This window comes from Parendozoicomonas haliclonae (genome assembly GCF_900174585.1).
In the GTDB taxonomy this organism is placed as follows: Bacteria; Pseudomonadota; Gammaproteobacteria; order Pseudomonadales; family Endozoicomonadaceae; genus Sansalvadorimonas; species Sansalvadorimonas haliclonae.
In genome coordinates this window covers 39,374-66,310 of sequence record NZ_FWPT01000001.1, presented here as the reverse complement: position 1 = coordinate 66,310, position 26,937 = coordinate 39,374, and the positions used below count along the sequence as shown (strand labels likewise).

The window sequence follows — 26,937 nt, the reverse complement described above, 5'->3', positions numbered from 1 at the left end:
AACCATCGACACGAGACGCTACAGCTTTACAGTCTGACATGATAGCTAGCCTTTGTAGTAACGCCTTAGCGGCGATAGTGCTTTGATTTTTTCCCGACTCTGATGGATAAGAATATCTATTTTCTCAGCCTTTTCAGGATCAACAGCCTCAGCCAGACGTTGAGCCTCCAACCAATAGACCTCAGCCTTTGGCCATGAAGTGATATTCAGCCAAATCAGTTGCTTGCCTAACAAATAATCCAATGCTGCCTGCTTCCCTTTCTCTGACTCTATATATTGAGAAACTCTTAAATGCGCAGGGATATATCCGGGATGTACTTCCAGAGCCTGCAACCAATGCCCCACCGCCAGATTGGCAGACACTTCTGCTATTTTGTGGCGCTTGGCCTCTGCCAGCAAATCACCAGCCAGAACATGAAATCTGGGCAGGGATGGATACCGTTCCTGCATGCGAGAAATCTGCTCCCATGCCAGCTCAAAAGCTTTTTCTCTTTGTTTCGGCTCCAAACCGGGAATAGCGGCAAGCAACTTCTTGATATACACCTCAGACGCCTGGGTATTATCAGGATCAACTCTCAAATACCAGGCAAGAAGCTCTTGATCCTGAGCCAGTTTTTGAAAGTACTGTGGCTTGTTTTCATAGCTACCATAAATAGCGTTGGCACTCTCTACCAGCATCAGATTTCCAGTAAAAAGCAATAACACTACCGAGGTTAACGCCCCCAAAGCCCGATTGTATTTTGAACGTTTTAACAGACGAATAAGCCCGCTTCGCATGGCCAGCCAATAGATACGACCAAAAAGCAGCCAAGCAGTAATATTGAGGTAGAGATTATAAAAAACAAAATTAAAGGTTGCCTGAGAGAACAGTGCCAGATTAATAATTAGCAGTAATGCCAGTTCGATTTTACGCTTATCCCCTGCACCTTGTTTTAGAATCAGCAATCTGAACAACAACCGGAGATGAAACAACATCCAGCTGACAAACAGTCCAAAAACAAGAATACCGCCTTCCAGCCAAAGCTGAAGATAATCGTTATGGGCAACCAAACCTGCGCTGGCAAATTCGGTTCTGACCGAAGGATAAAGAACGGCAAAAGAACCAAAACCATGCCCCAGCCATGGTGCTTCTTTTATTAACTCCCAAGTGGAAACCCACATCGGCCAGCGAGCATTGAGATTATGCATATCCTGAAAGTGTCGTGAGACTGACTCATAGCCAAAGAGTAAAGGCACAATCTTCACTGCTGCATAAGCCACAAGAGCAATAAGGAGATAAGAAGCAAGCTGATTTTTTCGCTCGGGTGCAAGGCGCAGGATGGCTATCCCATAACCAATAACAGCCAGTACCCAAGCTGCTATACCACTGCGAGAGAATGTGGCAAACATAGCAAATAAAAAAAGAAACTGAAGGGCAACCGTTATCAGATTTGTTCGATGAAAGCTCAATAATAGAAGGCTGCTTACATACATAATTGCTGCAAAATTATTGGGATCAATAATCGTACCTGCAACACGGTCAAAGCTCTCAAGATATTGAATCCATGAGACAATAGCGGAGATTAAAAAAGCGATCAAAAATGAAAAAGAAAGTAATTTCCAGTTCAGTTTTATGTCTTTCAATCCGATATATATTGCGCAGAGAATAGGGCTAATCAAGATAACAACAGCATGCCCAGGCGCAATTGGTGACATCGAAACAGTTAAGAGAATATACAGTAAAAGAACAGAGATCACGGCATAGGAAGCAAGCAGCCCCCCTGATCGCCTACATGCAAAATATAGAAATATACTAACTGATACCAAAAAAAATATTAGAATAAAAAATGGTGATTCACCGAGATAGATCTGCCCTGCAGTTAGAAAAGAAAATAGAAAAAAAGAGCTTAACAAGCTCTTTTTTTCTTTATTTAGCATATCAAACATTAGCGACAATTAGCTGGTAGAAAATTGTCAGGTACTGGATTAGTTGCCGGCTGAGTACAATTCCAAGTAATTGCACCATTTTCATCAGTAGCAACAAGGTTGAGATATTTATTTGTTGAGTCAACCTCTGTGTCGTATTCAACTTGAATTACACCGCAAGAAGTAATACTCCCCCCACATACGGCCGCACTAGTGCCTCGACTCACTGTAATGCTGCTTACAGCATTGCCACTGATTGATGCTGCCACACCTGCAGTGCTGTTATCACTTGGCCATGTACCTGTTGAGGAATAATATTCTGCAATACCGGCTTTAGCACCCGCCGCCAGGTTCAACCCCTCAGACACATGAGCCCGTTTGGTGTAATCCTGATAAGCCGGTATCGCTACTGCGGCCAAAATCCCGATAATCGCAACAACGATCATCAGTTCGATCAGGGTAAAACCCTGCTGCTTACTTCTCTTTAAATCTTTCATCGCGCTCTCCCTGATACGATGTTGCCAACTTAACCAAGGCATCCTGCCTGGCACATGTCGCACACTACAAAGCAGCAAATCACGCGCCAGACCATCCTTACATTCCTAAGTTGTCTGTCGCCTGCACTGGCTATTTCTTTAGGGAGTTAAAACAAAGCCGTCGAGTAAGGTTCGCGATAAATAATAGGCTTTTGATTTCTATTTGTTATTACCCACCATCCGCAGCAGTGCCGAGACTTTAATAATCAAAACCTGCCAGGATGCTCGAAATGACATTAATAAATGACCTCCCACTGAAGAAGGTGACCATTTTTATCATTCGAGCCATTATTTACACCGCCATCACGGTATTACTTTCACTTTTTCTTCTTGGAAAGATTAAAGATTCTCACGAAGGCATAGCCCTTTTCTCACTACAAAATATCGCCAGTAGCAAACCTGCAATCTTTTCTCTGGCTACAAGCCATATCGCGGTTTTACGGGCAAACAAGGAAGCCGACTACTACCGGGAGCTGACCTCAGAGCAACTGGGCAACTACCAGAGCCATAAGCTTCTGCAGTGGACTGTGGATTTTCGCACCCTGCTGGTATCAGGCACTCTGCCCATCGAGCTGTACTACGAAAGCCAGTATGAACATGGCATGACGTTGCAAAGCTTTCGGGTAGAAGGTGCATTACAGCCGGAGCTGATATCACAAAGCGTGCGTATCCAATAAGTTGCGCTGATTCATAGCGATGTCTACCTACAAAAGGTATCATCACTCACTAAATAACATGTACGCATAAATAATATTTATGGCAGAAATTCCTCTTTCCGGTCTGGCCCGCAAACTGATTGCAGACGGCCTTATTGACCAGGAAGCCGCACAGGATGCGGTCAAATCGGCTCAGAAAGAACGTGTCGCATTCACTTCCTATGTAGTGCAGAACGGTCTGGTCAGCAGCTATAGCATTGCCAAAATCAACTCCGAGCTGTTTGGAATCCCGCTCTTCAATATTGAAGCTCTGGATCACGAGCACATCCCTCGTACAGCTATCAGCGAGAAGTTGATTCGCAGCAACCGCTGCTTCCCTCTCTTCAAAAGAGGAAATCGTCTGTTCGTCGGCGTATCAGACCCAACCAATGAGAAAGCCATCGAAGAGGTGCGTTTTCACAGCGGCCTGAACGTCGAAGCCATCCTTGTGGAAGAGGACAAACTGACCGCTGCCATCGACAAGTTTCTCGACTCAAGCGATCAGGACCTTGGTGATCTCGACGATGAAGAGCTGGACGGTCTTGATGTAGAAGCCGTCGATGAGGATGCTGACGAAGGCGCTGTTACAACTGATGCCACCGATGATGCGCCAGTCGTAAAGTTCGTGAACAAGATGTTGCTTTCAGCCATCAAGCTCGGAGCCTCGGATCTTCACTTTGAACCTTACGAAAAGAGCTATAGGGTTCGCTTCCGTATCGATGGCGTGATGCAGGTTGCGGCCCAACCACCTATTGGTCTGGCACCCAAGATTTCTTCACGTTTGAAGATTATGTCCTCCATGGACATCTCCGAGCGTCGAAAGCCTCAGGATGGCCGTATCAAGATGAAGCTGTCCAAAACCAAGGCTATCGATTTCCGGGTCAACACCCTGCCGACCTTGTGGGGTGAGAAGATCGTACTGCGCATTCTTGACCCTTCCAGCGCCAAGATGGGTATTGATGCCCTGGGTTACGAGGAAGATCAGAAAGCCATGTATCTTGAGGCTCTGGAACAACCTCAAGGCATGATTCTGGTGACTGGTCCGACCGGTTCTGGTAAGACCGTATCCCTGTATACCGGTCTCAATATCCTGAACACTATCGAGCGAAACATTTCGACTGCGGAAGACCCGGTGGAAATTAACCTTGAGGGTATTAACCAGGTTAACGTAAACCCCAAGCAGGGCATGGACTTCTCCCAGGCACTGCGGGCCTTCCTGCGTCAGGATCCGGATATCATCATGGTGGGTGAGATCCGGGATCTGGAAACAGCCAATATTGCGATCAAGGCTGCCCAGACCGGTCACATGGTTATGTCCACTCTGCACACCAATAGTGCTGCAGAAACCCTGACCCGTATGCTCAACATGGGTGTGGCCTCCTTTAACCTGGCAACCTCCGTCAACCTGATTATCGCTCAGCGTCTGGCGCGCCGTTTGTGCCCAAACTGCAAGAAGAAACTGGATATCCCTAAAGAAGCGCTGCTCCAACAGGGTTTCTCTGAAGAGCAGGCCGAAGGAGCTGCTATTTACGGCCATGAGCCAAAAGGTTGTGACAAGTGCAACGGCGGTTACAAAGGTCGGGTGGGTATCTATGAAGTTGTAAAGATCACTCCTGGGATGCAACGCATCATTATGGAAGAAGGCAACTCTATCCAAATCTCCGAACAGGCTCAGAAGGAAGGGTTCCGTAATCTGCGCCAGTCTGGCTTACTAAAAGCTTTGCAAGGCGTCACCAGTCTTGAGGAAGTGAACCGGGTAACCTTGGATTAATCTTCGTACTTACAGGCAGCTGCTCCACCAGCTGCCTGTAAACTTCCCCTCTCGTGATACCATTCCCAAGCACAGTTATTGTCTAAAACAGCTATTGTCTAAAGAAGCCTCTGGAATCTCTTGCATGAAAACCTATCTGGTGGGCGGTGCCGTCCGTGACAAATTGCTTGGCCTGCCAGTCAAAGATCGAGACTGGATGGTCACAGGTGCCACACCTGAAGATATGACTCGAAAAGGTTTTCGCCCTGTAGGGCAAGACTTCCCTGTCTTTCTCCACCCAAAAAGCAATGAAGAATACGCTTTAGCGCGCACAGAGCGAAAATCCGGCCATGGTTACAGTGGCTTTGTCTTCCATACCAGCCCGGATATTTCTGTCGAAGATGATCTGCTGCGCCGTGATCTCACCATCAACGCGATCGCCGAAGATGAACAAGGTCAGCTGATTGATCCCTATCAAGGTCAGCAAGATCTTCAACAACGCATTCTGCGCCATGTCTCTCCTGCCTTCCGGGAAGATCCTCTACGCATCCTTCGCGTCGCTCGTTTTGCCGCACGCTTTTATGAGCTTGGATTTACTGTGGCAGAGGAAACTCTATCACTGATGCAAGAAATGGTCTCGGAAGGCGAAGCTGACTGGCTGGTTGCAGAGCGGGTCTGGCAGGAGACCACCAGAGCACTGGATAGCAAGAACCCTGAAATTTATTTTCAGGTTCTCTATCAGGTCGGAGCATTGCAAGTTGTGATGCCGGAAGTTTGTGCGCTCTATAAATCTACACCGTCGCTCAACAGCTCGGCTCTTCAAGTGGCTGCAATAGAGTCAAAAGACACAGTCGTTCGTTTTGCCTGCGCGACAGTTGCCGAGACTCCTGAACAGAAACTGGCCAAGCTCTGCCAGCGGATGAAGATCCCGGTACAATTCAAAGGCGTGGCCATTATTTGCGAGAAGGTTCTGTCTTTTTGGGGTCAGGATACTCTGACAGCAGAAGAAAGTCTGACTCTGCTGCAACAGACAGACGGCTTCCGCCGCCCTGAACGTTTCGAGCAGATTCTGGATGCCTGCGAAATTCTCGCTCAAGCGGCCGGTCACAATCATTCATGGAAAGAGTATTTGAATAAGAGCCTTGCTGCGTGCAAAGCTCTCAATGTGCAGGACTTCCTGCAGCAGGGCCTGAAAGGAAAAGAACTAGCGGACGCACTTAACAATGCCCGTATCGAAGCGATCAGGCAGCTTTAAGCTCTGCCACACACGCCCCAAACTCCAAGCCATTATTGAGGTTGAGCGATACGGTATTCAACACGGAACCCACCGTCGTCTTACCCAAAACACTGTCGATCAGCGGCTGAAGATACGCTTCAGCCACGACAGGATAAGAATCCCTATCCCCTGAATCCCAGCTATACAAAAGATCAATATCTGCCGTTACGGCTGAGGAAGGGCGTATACGTCCAAGACTGGACTCTATGGATTTACAGAGCGTTCTGACTTCCGGAGGAGAAAGTGTACTTTTCAGGTAAACGACAGCATTTAGATAGTCACGCCCTTCACCTTTAGCGCATGGCGTTTGACAGACCGGGCTGACACACATCACGCCAAACTCCACCAGCAAGGCTTCAATCATGGCCGTGATGTGCTGTTCTGCTGACTCGTTACTTCCCAATCCCAGGAGGTAACGAAAGGTCATGGCAGGGAGATTCCCATCTGTTCACGAGTGCGGTAGGTTTCGATACCTGCCACAGCATCACGTAGTGCATGGGGCTTACGAATCTTCAGGCGAACATCATTCACCGGGAACTCGGAGAAAAGGTGCATAACGATAGCACCAGCCAGACGTTCCAGAAGATGAAAACGGCTTTCCTGACAAAGCTCTTTAACCTGCCTGCGGATCTCGGCATAGTTCATGGCATCGCCCAGATCATCGCTGACAAAGGCATCACTGAAATCCGTTCCCAGCTCAAGATCAATAATCAGCGGCTGCGGCTCTTCATGCTCCCAGTGGTAGAAACCAATCACAGTTTCTACATACAGATCATTGATCAGAACCTTATCCATAAAAGCCTCAGAATAAAAAGTGAAACGACTGCCCACTCAGAGGGGGAGCAAATCCGCCATTGGCCAACGCGGCAAAGGACGAATGCCTTCCATATCGGTTTGGCCCGCCAGCAAACGCTGACAACCCGCGTAAGCGATCATCGCGCCATTATCGGTACAGAATGCCGGACGCGCATAGTATAACGAAGCCTTTTCGCCCTGTACCATCTCTTCCAGACGAGCGCGCAACCGCTTATTCGCACTCACACCACCAGCGATGATTAGCTGCTTCATTCCAGTCTGGCGAAGAGCGCGGCGACACTTGATAGCGAGAGTCTCCACCACGGCATCTTCAAAAGCGCGGGCAATATCAGCACGGGTCTGATCATCACATTCTTTACCACCATGGGCCTGAACAGTATTGAGAGTGAAAGTCTTCAGGCCACTGAAGCTGAAATCCAGACCTGGGCGATCCGTCATCGGGCGCGGGAACTTGAATCGTCCACTCACGCCTTGTTCCGCCAGAGCAGCCACGCGCGGGCCACCGGGATAGTCCAGCCCCAGCATCATGGCCGCCTTATCAAAGGCTTCACCGGCTGCATCATCCACAGACTCACCCAGCAGCTGATACTGACCAATACCTTTTACTTCCACCAGCTGGGTATGACCGCCAGAGACCAGCAGCGCGACAAACGGGAACTGAGGCGGGTTTTCTTCCAGCATCGGCGCCAGAAGATGGCCTTCCATATGGTGAACCCCCATAACGGGAATATCCCAGGCCCAGGCTATGGATTTGGCGATAGAAGAGCCCACCATCAGAGCACCGATCAGACCAGGGCCGCGGGTATAGGCGATAGCGTCCACATCCTCACGGGAGCAGCCAGCCTTCTCCATAACCTGCTCAATCAGCGGCAGCACCCGACGCACATGATCCCGGGACGCCAGTTCAGGCACAACACCGCCATAGTCATTGTGCATATCAATCTGGCTATACAGAGCATCAGCAAGCAGGCCGTGTTCGCTATCATAGAGGGCGATACCGGTCTCATCGCAGGAAGTTTCGATGCCAAGTACTTTCATGGGGGCAGAGCTACTCAGTTCAGGTGGGCGGCCAATAATATAGCGGCGAGATGGTTGAGTACACCGTTACCGGGCTGTTTCTACTCACCGGAACCCCGTTACAGTTACCCATTCAGAGGGGGCAGAAATTCGGTTACAACCGCCGGCTCGCCAGCACTCCCTACCAAATCTGTCAGATCCACTTGACAGACTGCTATTGACCCGATCACGCCCGCCCTCTAAAATTCGCACCCTTGTAAATACCCGTCTACCCTGATGGGTATTTTACAAAGCCGTATTTTATGGCTGTTCATATTAGCGGCTACTTTTAACTACTAGATATTTAAGGAAGGTGAGGCCGCATGCCTGCTGTCAAGGTTAAAGAAAACGAACCATTTGATATTGCCCTGCGTCGCTTTAAGCGTTCTTGTGAAAAAGCCGGTATTCTCTCTGAAGTTCGTCGTCGCGAGCATTACGAGAAGCCGACCACTGTACGTAAGCGCCAGGCAGCAGCAGCAGTCAAGCGCCATCTGAAGAAGCTGCAGCGCGAGCAGCGTCGCCGCGAGCGCCTGTACTAAGAACTCATCTGAGTTCACACATTAGTCTTTGAAGGTTCTCCTTTATAGATTTATGTGAGTACCAGCGACTTCAGAGAACAACCCTCTCCCCGGAGAGGGTTGTTTGCTTTAAGCCCCCCCCATAAAATCTCTTCCTTATTCCAGATCCACCTTACATCACCGATCATTGAGTGATAGCTTGGGTGGTGAATCACTACTCAAATCCTGAAGCAACATACCGGGCGCACGTTCAAAATCATGGCGGGACTGATTCCACAAGGCTTTATAGATGATCTGCTGGCCCGCACCGATATTATCGATGTGATCGGTGAACGCATGACCTTGAAAAAGGCCGGCCGCAACCATCAGGGTCTTTGCCCGTTCCATAAAGAAAAATCTCCGTCCTTTACCGCCAATCAGGATAAACAGTTCTATTACTGCTTCGGCTGTGGGGCCAGCGGTAATGCTATGGGCTTCGTGATGGATTTCGACCATGTCGATTTTCCTGAAGCCGTTGAAATGCTGGCTCGCCGAGCGGGCATGCAGGTACCGAGAGAAGCTTCAGCTTCACCAGAGAAACGTGAACGCTACGATACGCTCTACAACCAACTGGCCACCGCCGCCAAATGGTACGCCGAGCAACTGGCTTCAAGTGACGCTTCCCACAAGGCCAGTGACTACCTGAAACGTCGCGGCCTCGATCAGTCCACCATTGAACGCTTCCAGATAGGTTATGCCCCGGAAGGCTGGGATAACCTGATCCAGAAACTGGGCAATACGCCGGAACGGTTACGTCTATTACTTGATGCCGGCCTTGTTGTTGAGAACGAAGAGCGTAAGTCCACCTATGATCGCTTCCGTGACCGGGTCATTTTCCCTATCCGGGATCAGCGTGGTCGGGTTATTGGTTTTGGCGGGCGCGTACTCGGTGATGAAAAACCTAAATACCTGAACTCACCAGAAACGGCAGTCTTCCATAAAGGAAGAGAGCTGTACGGTCTGTACGAAGCACGCCAGGCGAATCGTGACCTCAGCCAGATTCTGGTGGTTGAAGGCTATATGGATGTAATTGCCCTGGCACAGCAAGGCATTACTAATGCGGTTGCCACACTGGGTACAGCAACCTCTGCCGAACACCTGAATATTCTGTTCAAACACACCAGCCAGGTAACCTTCTGCTTTGATGGCGACAATGCCGGCCGTCAGGCAGCATGGCGCGCGCTCGAGAATGCTCTTTCGGTAATGGACGACGGTCGCCAGATTCGCTTCCTGTTTCTGCCGCAGGGAGAAGATCCGGATTCACTGGTACGCACCGAAGGTCCGGAAGCTTTCCTGACCCGTCTGCAAGATAAAACCCAGGCACTGCCGTTTGATGATTACTTCTTCAAACACTTTGAGCAGGAAATCGATACCACAACACTGGATGGCAAAGCGCGGCTTGTGCATAAGGTCACGCCATTTATCCATAAGCTGCCACAAGGCTCATTCAAAAGTCTGATGATCAAGAAGCTGGGTGATATCAGCGATCTTGGCACCGAAACGGTGAACTCCATCATCCAGACCAATATTGATGCGGGTACACCAACGTATCAGCAGCAACCTGCGACAACCTACGAAGCCCCATACCAGCCCCAGGACAACTATCAGGACAGTCCTTACGCATATCAGGCTGAAGAACACTACGGTTCAACTGATAGCAGCCAACCTTATAAAGGTGGCAAAAAGCCTTTCAAAAAATTTCGGCCTTTTGGAAAGGGTGAAGAGCGTCCGGCACCGCCGCCGTCCATTATGCTCCGCCCACAGCAGCGAGCTCTGCGTCTTCTGTTGGAACGGCCTGATCTCGCGAGTCAGATTGATGCCAGCAAACTGAATATGTCGTCTGGCGATGAAGATATTCGCTTTCTGGGCATGCTGGTTGAATCACTGCTTCGTAATCCGGTTGAAAGTGTCTATGGCGTTCTTGGAAGCTGGTACGGTACCCGTCTGGGTGAACGGCTGACCCTGCTCATGAAGACAGATATCCCCACCGATAACGCTGAGCAGACACTTGAACACTGCCTTAAAAGCTTGACCGTTGACGTACAACAAGGTGACAAAGAGCTAAGCGACATGGATCGTTTACGCATGCTCCACGCCAAGCGCCAAAAGGACTGGTTCGAGAAAAAACAAATCATCCAACAGGAAAATCCTACAAAACACTGATACAATGCCTTGAAATCCGGGCCGTCAACCCCAACAAATTACTTATCCCGGTCTTCTGCCTATTGTCAGTTAGTGGAAGTACATGAATGCTGCATCGCATGGAAAGCAGCTAAGGCAAGGGGAGCCTGATCATTTTCTCCCGGTTTATATGCCGGGTATTCGTATTCGGCATATAGCATACGGGAAGCCCTGTACGCTATAATTGCCCGCTTATTGTCAATACGCCGGGAACATTTCGTCTTGAAAAGGTCTCGCTGTTAAAGGGTTGATATGTCCGCAAATTCTCAACAACAATCCCGACTGAAAGAGCTCATCAGCCGAGGTAAGGAACAGGGTTACCTGACCTATGCGGAGGTCAACGACCACTTGCCGGATGATATTTCTGATCCGGAACAGGTCGAAGACATCATCCGCATGATCAACGACATGGGTATCCGGGTGTTTGAAACAGCACCTGATGCGGATTCCCTGCTCCTGGACGAAGACGACAGCTCCACTGATGACGACGCAGCAGAAGAAGCTGCCGCCGCACTTGCCGCTGTAGAACAGGAAGCTGGTCGTACGACTGACCCTGTGCGCATGTACATGCGGGAAATGGGTACTGTTGAGCTTCTGACCCGCGAAGGCGAAATCCAGATCGCCAAGCGTATTGAAGAAGGCCAGCGTGAAGTTTCTACCGCTCTGGCTCACTTCCCGGGTACCGTTGAACTGGTTCTTAACGAATACCAGCGTATCGTTGACGAAGAAGGTCGCCTGAGCGATCTGTTTACCGGTTACATCGACCCTGTTGACGAAGAAGAAGCTTCCAGCAGCGACGAAGACGACATCCCTGAAGACGCCCTCGAAGATGACGAGGACGATGAGGATGAAAGCGAAGACAACTCCGGCCCTGATCCAGAAGAAGCCAAAATCCGTTTTGGCGAACTGGCTCAAGCTCACTTCGGCGCGCAGGACATTATCGAGAAGCACGGCCGCAAGAGCCCTGAAGCTCGTGCAGCCATGGCCGCGACTGCCGAACTGTTTGTTGCCATCAAACTGGTTCCACGTATCGTTGATCTGATGATCTTCCGTGTGCGTAACGCTCTGGACCAGATCCGTGCCAACGAAAAAGCCATCATGCAGCTGTGCGTACGTAAAGCACGCCTGCCACGCAAGACTTTCCTGTCAGAGTTTCCGGGCAACGAAACCAATCTGGACTGGCTGGACCAGCTGATTGAGCAGAACCCGAACCTGGCAAACAGCCTGAATGCCCAGCGTGTTGAGATTGTCCGTGCCCTGCGCAAGCTGAAAGCTGTTGAAGACGAAATTGCTCTGCCGCTGACCGACATCAAAGATATCAACCGTCAGATGTCTATCGGTGAAGCCCGTGCTCGCCGCGCCAAGAAAGAGATGGTTGAGGCCAACCTGCGTCTGGTTATTTCTATCGCCAAGAAATACACCAACCGCGGTCTGCAGTTCCTGGACCTGATTCAGGAAGGCAACATCGGTCTGATGAAGGCAGTGGACAAGTTTGAATACCGTCGTGGTTATAAGTTCTCCACTTATGCCACCTGGTGGATCCGTCAGGCGATTACCCGCTCTATCGCTGACCAGGCGCGCACCATCCGTATCCCGGTTCATATGATCGAAACGATCAACAAGCTGAACCGTATTTCTCGCCAGATGCTTCAGGAGATGGGCCGCGAGCCAACTCCGGAAGAACTGGCAGAACGTATGGAAATGCCGGAAGACAAGATCCGCAAGGTTCTGAAGATTGCCAAAGAGCCAATCTCCATGGAGACGCCGATCGGTGACGATGAAGACTCCCATCTGGGTGACTTCATTGAAGATACCACCATCAGCTCCCCAATTGACTCCGCAACCTCTGAAGGCCTGCGTGAAGCAACCCGTCAGGTTCTGGGTGGTCTGACCGCTCGTGAAGCCAAGGTTCTGCGCATGCGCTTCGGTATCGATATGAACACTGACCACACCCTTGAGGAAGTGGGCAAGCAGTTCGACGTTACCCGTGAGCGTATCCGTCAGATCGAAGCCAAGGCTCTGCGCAAGCTGCGTCACCCTACCCGTTCTGACCACCTGCGCAGCTTTCTGGACGAGCAATAAGCTCTCCGGTTAGAGCCCGCAATAAAAAAGACGCCACCCGGCGTCTTTTTTATTGGCTTCATTTAACTTAAAAAGATTAGAGCTGCCCTGCTACCCACTCACCCAGCAAGCGATGACCAATCTGTGTTGTCGGATGCTTGCCATTAAAGAAAAAGTAGCCATCACACGCCTCCTGCTTATGCGCTGCCACACAACTGGTTTCAGCCCCATAAACAAAGTGATTAGCGTCTTTATTATCCAGAACTTCATTCAGCCAGCTATAGATATCAATAACCTTCACTTCCGAAAAACCTGCCAGAACCATCTCCACTTTCAGAACCTTGTCATAACCGCTACAGAAGCCCTTCAGCAGCTTATTAAGAAACGGCTTACCGCTCGTTAGCTCATGACCAATAGGTGTACGAGACAAGTCCGGGAGATTCATTACTGCAATATTACTTTTAGGAACCCCAGCCTTAACCAGTAAATTGACTGCTGAAATAGTGTTGGATATAGGAAAGTCCAATTGTTGATGCCCGGACGAAGCATCAGCCTGCTTTTCATTCAGCAAGTTGGCGATACCGCCTGCAAGGTTAAAGTAATAGCTCAGCTTATCCTTTTCACGCTTAGCCCATTGTTCAATACGCAGGATGTTATCGATCACATCATTACCACCGGCAAAAATCAGGTATTGCCGCTCTTTCTTACTCTTCACATCTGATGCAAGAAAAAGCTGCACCTGTCGCAACACTCCCGGCACACAACTGTAGCCCGCAAACAAACCTGCACCATTACAATTTTCGCCAACAGGGAAAGGGGCACCGGCAAGATCATTTAAATAATTATCCCCTGTTTCAGCGCTTGCCCATGCTGCATTGATAGCCAGATCCTCAGGCACCGCCTGACTGCTTGGAACAGAGTCCACACCATATTGCTTTTTTGAGAGATACTGAAACCAGACTACACCATGGTTTCTTTCCAACGGGACTCCCGGCCAGTTTGTTAGAGGTGCGCCTTTGCTTTTACCACTACGCCCATCATCTTCACACCAGCAATTATTACCCTGGTCACTAAGGCTATCCCCAAAGACGACAATACCTGCAGAAGTCGTAGCCCCGACAAAAGATGAGAAAAGAATCAGAACAAGAGTGACAACAAAGCGCATAATCAGTTGTCCAGCTAACGGGAAGGGTTGAGTCACACTAGACGCTGAACAAGCAATCAGCAAAACAGCCATCTCTCATTTGACGGAAGAAAAACCATAAAAAAAGGCGATCCGAAGATCGCCTCTTATCAAACCGGGAACGGTTTAGGAGTCAGAATTATTCCTGATCCTGCGCGTTAGCCAGTTCTTTCATGCTCAGCTTGATGCGGCCACGGTTATCAACATCCATAACCACAACTTTAACCATCTGGCCTTCGCTCAGGTAATCGCTAACATTGTTCACACGCTCGTCAGAGATCTGGGAGATGTGAACCAGACCATCACGACCTGGCAGGATGTTAACAAACGCACCGAACTCAACGATACGAACAACCTTACCTTCGTAGATCTTGCCAACTTCAGCTTCAGCAGTAATACCGAATACCTTGTCGTAAGCCGCCTGACAAACGTCTTTGTTCTCACCGTAGATCTTAACCTGACCATCGTCAGCGATATCGATGGACGCACCAGTCTCTTCACACAGAGCACGGATGGTAGAACCACCCTTACCGATAACGTCACGGATCTTGTCCGGATGAATCTTCAGGGTCATGGTCATTGGCGCGTTAGCGTTCAGCTCGGTACGGGAGCTGGCAATAACCTGGTTCATCTGGGACAGGATGGTCTGACGAGCTTCCAGCGCCTGTTCCAGAGCAATCTCCATGATCTCTTCGGTGATACCCTGAATTTTGATGTCCATCTGCAGGGCAGTGACACCTTCAGCAGTACCGGCAACCTTGAAGTCCATGTCGCCCAGGTGATCTTCGTCACCCAGGATATCGGTCAGAACAGCAAAACGGCCGTCTTCGTCCTTGATCAGACCCATGGCGATACCGGCAACAGGCGCCTTCAGAGGAACACCAGCGTCCATCAGCGCCAGAGAAGTACCACATACGGAAGCCATGGAGCTGGAACCGTTGGATTCAGTGATCTCGGAAACCACACGCAGGGTGTATGGGAACTCTTCTTCGTTTGGCAGTACCGCAGCAACACCACGACGAGCCAGACGACCGTGACCGATTTCACGACGACCAACACCACCCATACGACCACACTCACCTACAGAGTAAGGAGGGAAGTTGTAGTGCAGCATGAAGGAATCGCGGCTTTCGCCTTCCAGGCTGTCGATCAGCTGTGCGTCACGGGCAGTACCCAGAGTAGTGGTTACCAGAGCCTGAGTTTCACCACGGGTGAACAGAGCGGAACCGTGAGTCTTTGGCAGAACGCCAACTTCGATGTGCAGCTGACGTACAGTCTTGGTGTCACGACCGTCGATACGTGGCTTGCCATCCAGGATAGCGTTACGTACGTGCGCTTTTTCCAGCTTGCCGAACAGACCCTGAACTTCACCAGCGGAAGGACCGTTTTCAACAGCGAACTGCTCAACAGCCGCGCGACGCAGATCGCCCAGAGTGTTGTTACGCACCTGCTTTTCAGCGATAGCGAAAGCGTCAGCAATCTTACCAGCGTAAGATGCCTTGATTGCGTCGCTCAGCTCGGTGTTTACGACAGGAGCAGTCCACTCACGGGTTGGCTTGCCAGCTTCAGCGGCAAATTCCTTGATCGCCTGAACGGCGCCACGGTAGCCTTCCTGAGCAAACAGAACCGCACCCAGCATTTCGTCTTCGGTCAGCTCTTTCGCTTCGGATTCAACCATCAGTACCGCGTTTTCGGTACCGGCTACCACCATGTCCAGCTCGGAAGCCTTCAGGTCTTCGTAACTAGGGTTCAGGATGTAACCACCCTTCTCTTCGTCAAAACCAACACGGGCTGCACCGATAGGACCAGCAAATGGAATGCCGGAGATAGCCAGAGCTGCGGAAGTGGCGATCATGGCCAGAATGTCTGGATCGTTCTTCTTGTCGGTAGACAGTACAGTGATGATGACCTGAACTTCGTTCATGTAACCCTTAGGGAACAGAGGACGAATAGGACGGTCAATCAGACGGGAAGTCAGAGTTTCTTTTTCGGAAGGACGGCCTTCACGCTTCAGGAAGCCACCAGGGATCTTACCAGCTGCGTAGGTCTTTTCGATGTAGTGTACGGACAGTGGGAAGAAGTCCTGACCTTCGTTGCAGCTATGAGCGCCAACAACAGTTGCCAAAACAACCAGATCGCCCATGGTTGCTACAACAGCACCATCAGCCTGACGAGCCATACGGCCAGTTTCCAGAGTGACCTGCTGGCCACCAAATTCAAACGTCTTAGTTACAGGTTTCACAATTATTTCCTTTCAACTTTCAACCAAACCTGACTGACGCTGCGACCTTCTGGGCGGCAGGATGAATGCCGCCTGACTGGGATGCAATCCAGAATACAGCCATAAGCTTCTGTATTCGCCCTGCACTCTGGATTGCACCCGGGCATATAAGTTCGCCATCAGTCAGCGCTGCACCCCGTGAGAACATAAAAAACGATGTTCTGGCATCGAGGTGTCTTCTTGCCGATTCCAGATTCAACCAGGAACCGGTTGCCAACGCTTTCACTCTGTATAGAGCCAGCCTTGGCAAGCTGTCTGTTAATGCACCGATCACTGGCACGGTTAACAACGCAGCTACAAACACAACATATAACAAAACACCGCCACCTTCCCCTTACGGGTTACGGAAGCGGTGTCCTGTCAATTGTACCCCCATCTGCAAGAAACAGGGATACAAAGTCCACCGGAAAAGTAAACTTCGCCGATGCCGACCGCCTCACCCATTGCCTGAGCAATAAGAAAATGAAGCAGGCCAGAAGCTCTTGAGGAGCTATTAACGACGCAGACCCAGGCTCTGGATCAGAGCACGGTAGCGCTCAACGTCTTTCTTCTTCAGGTAGTCCAGCAGGGAACGACGAGCGTTAACCATGCGGATCAGACCACGACGGGAGTGGTGATCGTGGATGTGTGCCTTGAAGTGGGACTGCAGACCTTCGATGTTAGCGGTCAGCAGAGCAACCTGAACTTCAGGGGAACCAGTGTCGTTCTCGCCACGGGCGTACTTGGCTACGATTTCAGCCTTTTGCTCTACAGTCAGAGACATTGTGTAACTCCTATTAAAAATATGCATCAATCAAGGGAATAGCCGCGCATATTAACAGCCACCCCGAAATCACAAATGACCAGCCAGAAGCCAGTCATTTATAAAGAAGCGGTATTCTAAACCGTTCCTCCCGATTATTCACCCCGCAAATCACCTCAAAAATGTTACGAGTGATTCCAGCGCAAATAGAGGTTATCGCAAAATTCGCCAAGTCTCGTCCCTACGGTCCTCCGTGGGAATGCATACCTATCTACATCTGGTCGCTAGCGGTATGGGTTACCACGCAGAGCATGGGAACCAGAGCTCAGCAAACATCGGGAGTTACGCAGTCAGCCTTTCTCTTCAGCTAGCTGCGCTCAGTTTTTAGCCACTAAGCGGCGTGGAGCCACCAAACCATCATCCTGGATCTCACCGATACCGAGGAAGATATTCGGTGCACCTTCAACCTGATGGTAAATGCGCACAAACCCGGAAGTCGGCGCGCGGGAAACCTGCACCGGCTGCCCCTGGCTGACATAGTGAGCACTGCTATCACCCAGCAGCACCTGCGGCCAATGGCTAACGGCAGAATCCTGATCCAGAAGAATCGCATCCAGAGCGGCATGGCCACCATTGTTACGAATCTCTTCCAGCTCTTCGATGGTGTAGGACTGCTCTTCCTCGTAAGGACCGGCCTTCAAGCGACGCAGTTCGGCAACGTGGGCACCACAGCCCAGCATTTCTCCGATATCCTCAACCAGAGTCCGGATATAAGTACCCTTGCTGCAGTCCACTTCCAGCACCAGCTCATCGCCGCGGAACTCAATCAGAGTCAGACGGTAGATGTTCACCTTACGGGCCGGACGCTCAATCTCGATACCCTGACGGGCATACTCATACAACGGCTTGCCGTTGTGCTTGAGCGCGGAGAACATGGACGGAACCTGTTCGATCGGACCGCGGAACTTGGCCAGAACCGGCTCCAGATCAGACTCAGTGACAGCAACCGGACGCTCGGCAACCACCTCACCTTCGGCATCGCCAGTATTGGTGCGAATGCCCAGCTTGGCAGTAGTGCGATAGCTCTTGTCAGAGTCCAGCAGGTACTGGGACAACTTGGTCGCCTCACCCAGACACACCGGCAGCACGCCAGTTGCCAGCGGATCGAGGCTACCGGTGTGACCGGCTTTCGCAGCGCCATACAGACGCTTAACCTGCTGTAGAACCTGGTTGGAAGAAGCACCGATCGGCTTGTCGACCACTACAATCCCGTTAACGGGACGACCACGAAAACGACGACGACCACCAGACATCAGTTATCCTCCTGCTCTTCATCCTGCTTTGCCACATCAGCAACATTGGCTGAATCGTTGGCACGAGCCTGATCAATCAGGGAAGAAATGTGGCGGCCACGCACCAGGCTGCCGTCGTAACGGAAACGCAGTTTTGGGGTGAAGCGCAGACGCATCCGGTGAGACAGCTCGGTACGCAGGAAGCCGGCCGCTTCAGTCAGCAGCTCAACAGCTTCGTTAATTTCCTGCTCACCATCCAGACCCAGGAAGGTCACGTGAATGGTGGCAAAAGCCATATCCCGACTTACCTCTACCGCACTCACGGTAACCATACCGAGGCGCGGGTCTTTCATATCCTGCTGCAGAATGGTGGCCAGCTCACGCTGAATCTGGTCGCCAACGCGCTGGGTTCTACTGAATTCTCTTGGCATAGCTTGATTCTTCTAGAAGCATGCTTTACGAAAAAAGGCGTGCAGGTGACCAAAGTCGCGCCGCACGCCTTTCTGCTTGTTCCGTAAAAATGCCCACGCATGTTCATGCTTGATGTGGGCATTTTCAGCTCATGGCTGTTACGTCAATGTACGCTAGCGTACCGGCGCTTACAGGGTCCGCTGAACTTCAACAGACTTGTAAACTTCGATCTTGTCGCCAACCTTGACGTCATTGTAGTTCTTAACGCCGATACCACATTCGTAGCCGGTGCGAACTTCGTTAACGTCATCCTTGAAGCGACGCAGGGATTCCAGCTCACCTTCGTAGATAACCACGTCTTCACGCAGTACGCGGATGCGTTCGTTGCGGAACATGGTACCTTCGATAACCATACAGCCGGCAACCGCACCGATCTTAGGCGCACGGAATACGTCACGTACTTCGGCAACACCCACGATCTGCTCACGGAACTCAGCCTTGAGCATACCGGTCAGAGCCTGTTTCACATCGTCAATGATGTCGTAGATTACGCTGTAGTAGCGCAGATCCAGACCTTCAGACTCAACGATACGACGGGCAGACGCGTCAGCACGTACGTTGAAGCCAACCAGAATCGCGTTGGAAGCCAGAGCCAGGTTAGCGTCGGTTTCGGTGAGACCACCTACGCCGCCGAAGATAACCTTAACATCCACCTCATCGTTACCCTGCTCATGCAGCGCAGCGGTGATCGCTTCCAGGGAACCACGTACGTCGGTCTTCAGAACAACCTTCAGAGTACGCTTCTCGTCGGCACCCATGTCCTTGAACATGTTCTCCAGCTTGGCAGCCTGTGCACGGGCCAGCTTAACCTCACGGAACTTGCCCTGACGGAACAGTGCAATTTCACGGGCCTTACGCTCGTCCTGTACAGCCAGCATGTCGTCACCGGCATCCGGAGTACCGTCGAGGCCGAGAATCTCAACCGGAATGGATGGGCCAGCTTCGTCGATTGGCTTGCCGTTTTCGTCCAGCATCGCACGGATACGGCCGAACTGCTGACCAACCAGAACGTTGTCGCCTTTCTTCAGAGTACCGGACTGAACCAGTACGGAAGCAACAGGGCCACGACCCTTGTCCAGACGGGATTCGATAACCACACCCTTCGCCGGACCATCTGCAACAGCAGTCAGTTCCAGAACTTCGGATTGCAGCAATACCGCTTCCAGCAGGTCGTCGATGCCCTGACCAGTGTGAGCAGACACACTGATGAACTGAGTGTCACCACCCCACTCTTCAGGGATAACTTCACGTACAGCCAGCTCGTTCTTCACACGATCAGGATCCGCAGATTCCTTATCGATCTTGTTCACGGCCACAACCAGAGGAACGCCAGCGTCCTTCGCGTGCTGGATCGCTTCTTCGGTCTGAGGCATTACGCCGTCGTCCGCAGCAACAACCAGGATTACGATATCGGTCGCCTTGGCACCACGGGCACGCATTGCGGTAAACGCCGCGTGTCCTGGAGTATCCAGGAAGGTGATCATGCCGCGATCGGTGGTTACATGGTACGCACCGATATGCTGGGTAATACCACCCGCTTCGCCGGACTGAACCTTGGCTTTACGGATGTAATCCAGCAGGGAGGTCTTACCGTGGTCAACGTGACCCATTACGGTCACAACCGGCGCACGGGTAACTTCTTCACCAGAACTCTGAGCGACAGCGTCCTGCAGGGAATCTTCCAGTGCATCCGCCTTAACCAGCTTGACCTTGTGACCCATTTCTTCAACCACAATCGATGCAGTGTCCTGATCGATAACCTGGTTGATGGTCACCATGGTGCCCAGCTTGAACATGTACTTGATAACTTCAGCGGCCTTAACAGCCATCTTGTTAGCAAGTTCACCAACAGTAATGGTTTCCGGAATCGCAACTTCACGCACTACCGCAGCGGTAGGCTTGGTGAAGCCGTGCTGATCAAACTCGGAAGAACGCAGTGGCTTACGGGACAGCGGCTTACGGCCACCGCGATCATCGCGACCGCCACGACCCTTGCCACCCTTACCGCGACGACGATCATCGTCATCATCACGCTCACCTTTCTTCTTGCTGCCAGGAGCAGCGCGACGACGGCGACGATCATCCTCATTTGGAGGCGGTGGAGGTGCATCCGCAGCTACAGGTGCAGGAGATGGACGTACATCATCACGACGTGGACGACGATCACCTTCTTCCTTACGACGTGCGTCAGCAGTACGACGTGCGCCGTCTTCATCGCGACGAACATTGTCACGACGACGATCGGTAGCCGCACGATCTTCCTTGCGACGATCATCACGGCCTTTTTCCTGTTCGCGCTTCTTCTTCTGCGCGTCCAGATCTGCCTTGGCATCTTCCTTAACGAAAGTACGCTTCTTGCGAACTTCTACGTTAACAATCTTTTGCTTGTTGCCGCTGCCGCCAGCTACTTTCATCTGGCTTACGGTCTTACGCTTCAGGGTGACCTGCTTAGGTTCTGCATCCTTAGGCAGGGTAGACGGATCTACGCCACCCTTATGGGAATTGCGCAGGTGGGAAAGCAGTTGCGCCTTCTCAGCATCAGAAACGGACTGATCACCCTTTTTATGGGGCAGACCTGCGTCGCTCATCTGCTTGAGCAGGCGTTCCAGTGGAGCTCCGACCACCTCGGCAAGTTGTTGTACTGTTACATCTGCCATAAAACTTCTCCTCTAGTGGCCAGCTCAGTTCTGTTCCCCGAACCAGCAGATATTCCTTGCCTTCATAATCAGCTCTGCAGCTTGTTCAGAGTCAAGGCCTTCAATACCTTCCAGCTCATCCGTCGCCTGTTCGGCGAGATCTTCCAGGGTGATAACACCCTTGGCAGCCAGCGCGTACGCCAGGCTTTCTTCAAGACCTTCCAGTCCCAGAAGATCTTCGGCGGGCTGAGTACCCTCTTCACGGGCAATCGCCTGAGTTAACAGACGATCTTTGGCGCGTTGGCGCAGCTCTTCGACCACTTCGTCATCAAAGCCATCGATTCCCATCATTTCTTCAACAGGAACGTAAGCAATCTCTTCCAGACTGGTGAAGCCTTCGTCTACCAGAGTGCGGGCCAGATCGATGTCCACATCCAGATGATCAACGAACACCTGCGCCTGCTTGTCGGATTCCTTGGCCTGCTTCTCTTCAGCCGCAGACTCGGTCATCACGTTCAGATTCCAGCCAGTCAGCTCGGACGCCAGACGCACGTTCTGACCACCACGACCGATAGCCTGAGCCAGGTTGTCTTCTGCTACTGCCAGATCCATGGTGTGACTATCTTCATCAACGATGATGGAGGCCACTTCCGCAGGTTGCATGGCGTTGATCACCAGCTGCACAGGGTTGTCGTCCCACAGCACGATATCCACACGCTCGTTACCGAGTTCGTTGGAAACCGCCTGTACACGGGAACCACGCATACCTACGCAGGCACCAACCGGGTCGATACGACCATCGTTGGTCTTCACGGCGATCTTGGCACGGGAGCCTGGATCACGGGCCGCGGCACGGATTTCGATCACTTCTTCAGCAATCTCTGGCACTTCCAGACGGAACAGCTCAATCAGCATTTCCGGGCTGGTACGGCTCAGCATCAGCTGTGGACCACGGTTCTCTTCAGAGATGGTCTGCAGCAGTGCGCGAACGTGGGAACCCATACGGAAGGTTTCACGCGGGATCACCTGATCCTTACGCAGAACCGCTTCAGCATTGTTACCCAGATCCACGATCAAATTGTCACGGTTCACCTTCTTGATGGTGCCGTTAATCAGCTCGCCCAGCTTGTCGCGGTAGGAATCCACCATCTGACGACGTTCGGCTTCGCGCACCTTCTGCACGATAACCTGCTTGGCAGTCTGTGCCGCAATACGGCCAAACGCGATGGACTCAATCGGATCTTCGTAAACAGAACCGATTTCCGCATTCTCATCCCGCTCTTTACCTTCATCCAGGGTCAGGTGCGCACCGGGAATGGAGAAGTCTTCATCAGCGACAACTGTCCAGCGACGGAAGGTGTCATATTCACCTGTCGCACGATCAATCGCTACGCGAATATCGAGTTCGTACTCGTAGCGTTTCTTTGTTGCCGTCGCCAGGGCAGTCTCCATCGCCTCGAAGATCACTTCTGGCGGTACACCCTTTTCGTTGGAGACGGATTCAACCACCAACAGAATTTCTTTGCTCATGCTCTGCCTCGCGTATCGCTAAACCGGTTCTTCCCTTTCGGACCCGCGCACCCTTCTTTCAAGGTTTTTTGCGGGCAGGCATCAGAACTGCGGTATCACATTCGCTTTCTCAATAGTGTCAAAGGGGAACAGGAACTCGTGATCATCACAGACAACCACCACTTCATCATTTTCCACCCCAGTGATCACTCCCCGGTACTTGCGGCGCCCTTCAAAAGGAACGCGCAAACGCATCTCTACCCGACTTCCTGCCAGACGTACATACTGCTCCAGCGTAAAGATCGGTCGATCCATACCCGGTGAAGACACCTCAAGGGTGTACTCGCCCGGAATCGGATCTTCCACATCGAGAACTGCACTGAGCTGACGGCTGACTGCTTCACAGTCAGACAGGCCAACACCGCCTTCTTCTCGATCAATAAACACTCTCAGCAGCGTTTGTCTGCCCTGTGAGACGAACTCAATACCCCAGAGTTCACATCCCAGGGACTTAACAATAGGGTCAACGAGCTCGCTCAGTACTTCCAGCTTGCCTGCCACTTACCACGCCCTCGCACTGACGAATCCACCCACCGCACGCCCATGCAGGGCCCTTTCCTCGGAAAGTCCTATACGGCAGCAATAAAAAATGGGCATAAAGCCCATCCTCGACTGGCATCACCAGATGGCAACGCCAGCCGGGATACCTGCAAACCAGAACGAATCCTGGTCTCCATTTATCTACCCGAACAGCCAAAGTCGGCTTTTGTCCGGATATAACTTCAGGTCGGCAGCCAAGATGCTATGCCAACCTGAGAAATCACTTGCTGAAGTTAACTTTAAATCCTATTCCAGCCAGCTGCTTAATGCTTTGGTTACCGAAATACTGCGACACAGTCAGATCAGCTTACAAATTCTACCAAAACATCCCAGATAAACCGCCACATCCAAAACATTTTTTTGGATCATAGCAAAAGGCCCCTACTTGAGGGGCCTTTATAAATAAGTTGGTAGCGGGGGCCGGATTTGAACCGACGACCTTCGGGTTATGAGCCCGACGAGCTACCAGGCTGCTCCACCCCGCACCAAAACTCTGCGAATTATATTGCTGAAAGCCGGTACAGGTCAACCTGACACAACCTTCAACAATATCGACATTCTAACACGTAGATGTCTTTCAAACTGGTGCCCAGGGCGGGACTTGAACCCGCACGCGCATAGCGCACCACCCCCTCAAGATGGCGTGTCTACCAATTCCACCACCTGGGCAACAATCTTCTCGCTATCTTATTTAACAGCAGAGGATCACTCAGCAAAAATCAGCTTACTCAGCTGGCTTTTCTGCAGGCTCTCCCTCAGAAGACGCGGCAGAGTCTACCACAGGAGTTTCTGAAGAATCTACTGAAAAATCACCGACTTCCGGCACATCAGTAGATGCCGCAGGCACCTCCTGAACAGTGGTGGTTTCCACTGCCTGAGGGATACCCAGAACACCACCGGAGGTCAGAGCTTCTGCCTTATCTTTAGCAATCATGGCCAGGCCAATGCTGGTCACGAAGAAGACTGTTGCCAGAATCGCTGTGGATCGGGACAGGAAGTTACCTGAACCTGAACTGCCAAATACAGTCTGAGATGCACCAGTACCAAAAGAAGCACCGGTTTCAGCACCTTTACCCTGCTGAAGCATCACCAGACCAATCAGGCCCAGAGCCACAAACACATGTACGATTAGAATTACTGTTTCCATTCCTTATCCCGCAGCACCACATATAGTAAGGAAGTCCTGTACGTCCAGAGACGCACCGCCAACCAGGCCCCCATCAACATCTGCACCGGCAAAAATTTCTGCCGCGTTGGCACCCTTCACACTGCCACCATAAAGGATTCGAGTGCGAGCCGCCATATCTGCATCGTGTTCAGCCAGCAGTTCACGGATTGCCGCATGCACTTCCTGAGCCTGCTCAGGTGTTGCGGTCAGACCGGTACCGATAGCCCAGACTGGTTCATAGGCAATAACCAGCTGCGCCAGAGATTCAGGAGAAGCACCTTTCAGTACCGCCTGCACCTGCTGGGCAACAACGTCCATAGTACGGCCAGATTCACGCTCTTCGAGGCTTTCACCCACACACAGAACCGGAATCAGGCCCGCCAGACCAGCGCGCTGAACCTTGGCCACTACATCTGCGTCAGTTTCGCCATAGAGGGCGCGACGCTCAGAGTGACCGACAAGCACGAGCTTACAGGCAAAGTCTTTGGCCATCGCCACAGACGTTTCACCCGTGTAAGCACCTTCTTCTTCAGTGCAGATATTTTGCAGACCCCAGGAGATATTGGTTGAAGCCAATACATTTCCTACCTGCTCAACAAAAATGGCAGAAGGAAATACGGCAACATCCACAGCCAGACCATCTTCAGTAGCCAGACCGGCTTTCAGACCATCAACCAGTGCAGACACTGATTCACGGGAGCCGTTCATTTTCCAGTTACCGGCAACAAGTGGCTTGCGCATACAGAACCTCATTAGAGAAGGGACAAGATGTTAGCTACGCTCTGCGCCTATTACAATGGGCACAAAACCAAAGAAGCGGCTGCGTAGCGCAACCGCCATGGTATTTTTCAGGTTCAGGCAGTTAATTTCCGGTCAATCAGCCCAATTCAGCCTCAACCACGTCCGCCAGAGCCCGGCAGCGAGTCTCAACCTCAGAGGCGTCCTCACCTTCGATCATAACCCGGATCACCGGCTCTGTACCGGAGGTACGCAACAGCACGCGACCGCGCCCTGCCATTTCAGTCTCAGTAGTACGAACAGCTTCCGAGATCACAGAGTTTTCCTGCGGATTCACCCGTGAAGACATACGCACATTGATCATAGTTTGCGGGAACTTGGTCATATCACCACACAATTCCGCAAGACTGCGTCCGGTTGCTGCCAAAACCCGCAAAACCTGAAGGGCAGCCACAATACCATCTCCAGTGGTAGAAACATGGCGACAGATCAAATGACCGGAAGATTCACCACCCAGCTGCCAGCCTTTTTCCAGCAGCAGCTCATTCACATAGCGGTCGCCCACCTTGGCTCGGGCAAAAGGAATACCAGCCGCCTCGAATGCTTTCTCAAGACCCAGGTTAGACATTAACGTACCCACAACACCACCACCCAGCAGGCCATTTTCATGGCGATAGCGGGCAATCACATAGAGCAGCTCGTCCCCATCAATCTCGCGACCGGTATGGTCAACCATCAGCACACGGTCACCGTCCCCATCAAAGGCGATACCAAGACCTGCACCTTTTTCCAGAACCGCCTCACGCAGAGCACCCATATGGGTTGAGCCAACACCCTCGTTGATATTGAGACCATCAGGGGAGACACCAATCGCATCGACCTTCGCACCCAGCTCCCGGAATACATCAGGGCCTACGTGATAGGTGGCGCCATGGGCGGCATCCACAACAATGTGCATACCGGTCAGATCCAGCAACGGACGCACGGTCGCCTTGCAGTATTCAATGTAACGACCAGCCGCATCTTCTATACGACGGGCACGGCCCAGTGCCGCCGGCTCAGCAAAATCCATCTCCTTGTCGAGCATTTCCTCAATGGCAAGCTCCACTTCATCTGGCAGTTTGGTGCCATCGGCTGAGAAGAACTTAATACCATTGTCGTAGAACGGATTATGGGATGCGCTGATCACAATGCCGGCATTGGCATTAAACGTACGGGTCAGATAGGCAATCGCCGGCGTTGGCATAGGACCCAGCAGCCAGGCATCAACACCTGCCGCAGAAAGACCAGCCTCGAGAGCGGACTCAAACATATAACCGGACAGACGGGTATCTTTACCAATAAGAACCCGGTTTGCGCCCTGGCCGGCAAACACTTTACCAGCCGCCCAACCCAACTTGAGCACAAACTCAGGGGTGATAGGAAACTGGCCAACACGACCACGAACACCATCTGTTCCGAAATATTTACGTCCCATGAAACTC

General features: G+C 51.6%; 22 protein-coding genes and 2 tRNA genes. 6 read left to right on the top strand and 18 right to left on the bottom strand.

The genetic code is table 11. From position 1 onward, the window contains the following. Nucleotides 1–45: 45 nt before the first annotated feature. Together EHSB41UT_RS00320 and EHSB41UT_RS00315 are read right to left on the bottom strand one after the other, a co-directional pair. Nucleotides 46–1,926: an O-antigen ligase family protein gene (locus EHSB41UT_RS00320; RefSeq protein WP_087105782.1), complete on the bottom strand. Its 1,881-nt coding sequence runs from the start codon at nt 1,924–1,926 to the stop codon at nt 46–48. Further along, a complete protein-coding gene (locus EHSB41UT_RS00315; RefSeq protein ID WP_087105780.1) occupies nt 1,926–2,402 on the bottom strand; it encodes a pilin in 477 nt (158 codons plus the stop codon). Before EHSB41UT_RS00315 ends, EHSB41UT_RS00320 begins: the two co-directional genes overlap by 1 nt. 269 nt (nt 2,403–2,671) lie before the next feature. On the opposite strand from EHSB41UT_RS00315, the gene EHSB41UT_RS00310 reads away from it, so the two are divergent. The 3 genes from EHSB41UT_RS00310 to EHSB41UT_RS00300 all read left to right on the top strand — a co-directional run bounded on the left by EHSB41UT_RS00310 (nt 2,672) and on the right by EHSB41UT_RS00300 (nt 6,141). Next, the gene (locus tag EHSB41UT_RS00310; RefSeq protein WP_087105778.1) at nt 2,672–3,118 is read left to right on the top strand and encodes a hypothetical protein; all 447 of its coding nucleotides are present in this window, start codon (nt 2,672–2,674) and stop codon (nt 3,116–3,118) included. 79 nt (nt 3,119–3,197) lie between these two features. Next, nucleotides 3,198–4,907, top strand: coding sequence for a type IV-A pilus assembly ATPase PilB (gene pilB / locus EHSB41UT_RS00305; RefSeq protein WP_087105776.1), 1,710 nt, complete (start codon nt 3,198–3,200; stop codon nt 4,905–4,907). A 124-nt stretch (nt 4,908–5,031) separates the two neighbouring features. After that, nucleotides 5,032–6,141: a multifunctional CCA addition/repair protein gene (locus EHSB41UT_RS00300; protein WP_087105774.1), complete on the top strand. Its 1,110-nt coding sequence runs from the start codon at nt 5,032–5,034 to the stop codon at nt 6,139–6,141. Here EHSB41UT_RS00300 and EHSB41UT_RS00295 read toward each other — a convergent pair. The 3 genes from EHSB41UT_RS00295 to tsaD are packed head-to-tail and all read right to left on the bottom strand — an operon-like array spanning nt 6,128 to nt 8,016. Beyond that, nucleotides 6,128–6,589, bottom strand: coding sequence for a 2-amino-4-hydroxy-6-hydroxymethyldihydropteridine diphosphokinase (locus EHSB41UT_RS00295; RefSeq protein ID WP_087105772.1), 462 nt, complete (start codon nt 6,587–6,589; stop codon nt 6,128–6,130). The two genes, EHSB41UT_RS00300 and EHSB41UT_RS00295, sit on opposite strands and share 14 nt — an antisense overlap. Beyond that, nucleotides 6,586–6,957 carry a dihydroneopterin aldolase gene (folB, locus tag EHSB41UT_RS00290; protein WP_133060329.1) on the bottom strand — a complete coding sequence of 124 codons (372 nt, stop codon included), beginning with the start codon at nt 6,955–6,957 and terminating at the stop codon, nt 6,586–6,588. Before folB ends, EHSB41UT_RS00295 begins: the two co-directional genes overlap by 4 nt. Nucleotides 6,958–6,993: 36 nt before the next feature. After that, entirely contained in the window at nt 6,994–8,016 is a 1,023-nt protein-coding gene (gene tsaD, locus EHSB41UT_RS00285) for a tRNA (adenosine(37)-N6)-threonylcarbamoyltransferase complex transferase subunit TsaD (protein WP_087105768.1), read from the bottom strand. A gap of 341 nt (nt 8,017–8,357) precedes the next feature. Here tsaD and rpsU point away from each other — a divergent pair, with 341 nt between their 5' ends. The 3 genes from rpsU (at nt 8,358) to rpoD (ending at nt 12,854) form a co-directional block, all read left to right on the top strand. Next, a complete protein-coding gene (gene rpsU, locus EHSB41UT_RS00280; protein WP_087105766.1) occupies nt 8,358–8,573 on the top strand; it encodes a 30S ribosomal protein S21 in 216 nt (71 codons plus the stop codon). A 237-nt stretch (nt 8,574–8,810) separates the two neighbouring features. Continuing rightward, nucleotides 8,811–10,754: a DNA primase gene (gene dnaG, locus EHSB41UT_RS00275; protein WP_087105764.1), complete on the top strand. Its 1,944-nt coding sequence runs from the start codon at nt 8,811–8,813 to the stop codon at nt 10,752–10,754. A gap of 270 nt (nt 10,755–11,024) precedes the next feature. After that, nucleotides 11,025–12,854, top strand: a complete 1,830-nt coding sequence (gene rpoD, locus EHSB41UT_RS00270) for an RNA polymerase sigma factor RpoD (protein ID WP_087105762.1) — start codon at nt 11,025–11,027, stop codon at nt 12,852–12,854. A gap of 76 nt (nt 12,855–12,930) precedes the next feature. Here rpoD and EHSB41UT_RS00265 read toward each other — a convergent pair whose 3' ends face one another. From EHSB41UT_RS00265 to glmM, 13 genes are all read right to left on the bottom strand, one after another. Beyond that, complete coding sequence (locus EHSB41UT_RS00265; protein ID WP_087105760.1) at nt 12,931–13,998, bottom strand: SGNH/GDSL hydrolase family protein; 1,068 nt, start codon at nt 13,996–13,998, stop codon at nt 12,931–12,933. Nucleotides 13,999–14,155: 157 nt separating this feature from the next. After that, entirely contained in the window at nt 14,156–16,258 is a 2,103-nt protein-coding gene (gene pnp, locus EHSB41UT_RS00260; RefSeq protein WP_087105758.1) for a polyribonucleotide nucleotidyltransferase, read from the bottom strand. A 532-nt stretch (nt 16,259–16,790) separates the two neighbouring features. Continuing rightward, nucleotides 16,791–17,060 (bottom strand): 30S ribosomal protein S15, encoded by a 270-nt coding sequence (gene rpsO, locus EHSB41UT_RS00250; RefSeq protein ID WP_087105754.1) that lies wholly within the window; start codon nt 17,058–17,060, stop codon nt 16,791–16,793. Nucleotides 17,061–17,416: 356 nt separating this feature from the next. Beyond that, on the bottom strand, nt 17,417–18,352 hold the full coding sequence (truB, locus tag EHSB41UT_RS00245) for a tRNA pseudouridine(55) synthase TruB (RefSeq protein WP_087105752.1): 936 nt from the start codon (nt 18,350–18,352) through the stop codon (nt 17,417–17,419). After that, the gene (rbfA, locus tag EHSB41UT_RS00240; RefSeq protein ID WP_087105750.1) at nt 18,352–18,762 is read right to left on the bottom strand and encodes a 30S ribosome-binding factor RbfA; all 411 of its coding nucleotides are present in this window, start codon (nt 18,760–18,762) and stop codon (nt 18,352–18,354) included. The genes truB and rbfA overlap by 1 nt, the downstream gene beginning before the upstream one ends. A gap of 168 nt (nt 18,763–18,930) precedes the next feature. After that, complete coding sequence (gene infB / locus EHSB41UT_RS00235; RefSeq protein WP_087105748.1) at nt 18,931–21,459, bottom strand: translation initiation factor IF-2; 2,529 nt, start codon at nt 21,457–21,459, stop codon at nt 18,931–18,933. A 24-nt stretch (nt 21,460–21,483) separates the two neighbouring features. Further along, nucleotides 21,484–22,968, bottom strand: coding sequence for a transcription termination factor NusA (nusA, locus tag EHSB41UT_RS00230; RefSeq protein WP_087105746.1), 1,485 nt, complete (start codon nt 22,966–22,968; stop codon nt 21,484–21,486). 81 nt (nt 22,969–23,049) lie between these two features. Next, nucleotides 23,050–23,508: a ribosome maturation factor RimP gene (rimP, locus tag EHSB41UT_RS00225; protein ID WP_087105744.1), complete on the bottom strand. Its 459-nt coding sequence runs from the start codon at nt 23,506–23,508 to the stop codon at nt 23,050–23,052. Nucleotides 23,509–23,955: 447 nt separating this feature from the next. Continuing rightward, nucleotides 23,956–24,032: transfer RNA gene (locus EHSB41UT_RS00215), tRNA-Met, on the bottom strand. Nucleotides 24,033–24,130: 98 nt separating this feature from the next. Further along, nucleotides 24,131–24,216, bottom strand: a tRNA-Leu gene (locus EHSB41UT_RS00210). Between the two features lie 55 nt (nt 24,217–24,271). Next, complete coding sequence (gene secG / locus EHSB41UT_RS00205) at nt 24,272–24,694, bottom strand: preprotein translocase subunit SecG (protein ID WP_087105740.1); 423 nt, start codon at nt 24,692–24,694, stop codon at nt 24,272–24,274. A gap of 3 nt (nt 24,695–24,697) precedes the next feature. Further along, a complete protein-coding gene (gene tpiA / locus EHSB41UT_RS00200) occupies nt 24,698–25,456 on the bottom strand; it encodes a triose-phosphate isomerase (protein WP_087105738.1) in 759 nt (252 codons plus the stop codon). Nucleotides 25,457–25,592: 136 nt separating this feature from the next. Further along, a complete protein-coding gene (glmM, locus tag EHSB41UT_RS00195; protein WP_087105736.1) occupies nt 25,593–26,930 on the bottom strand; it encodes a phosphoglucosamine mutase in 1,338 nt (445 codons plus the stop codon). Nucleotides 26,931–26,937: the final 7 nt, after the last annotated feature.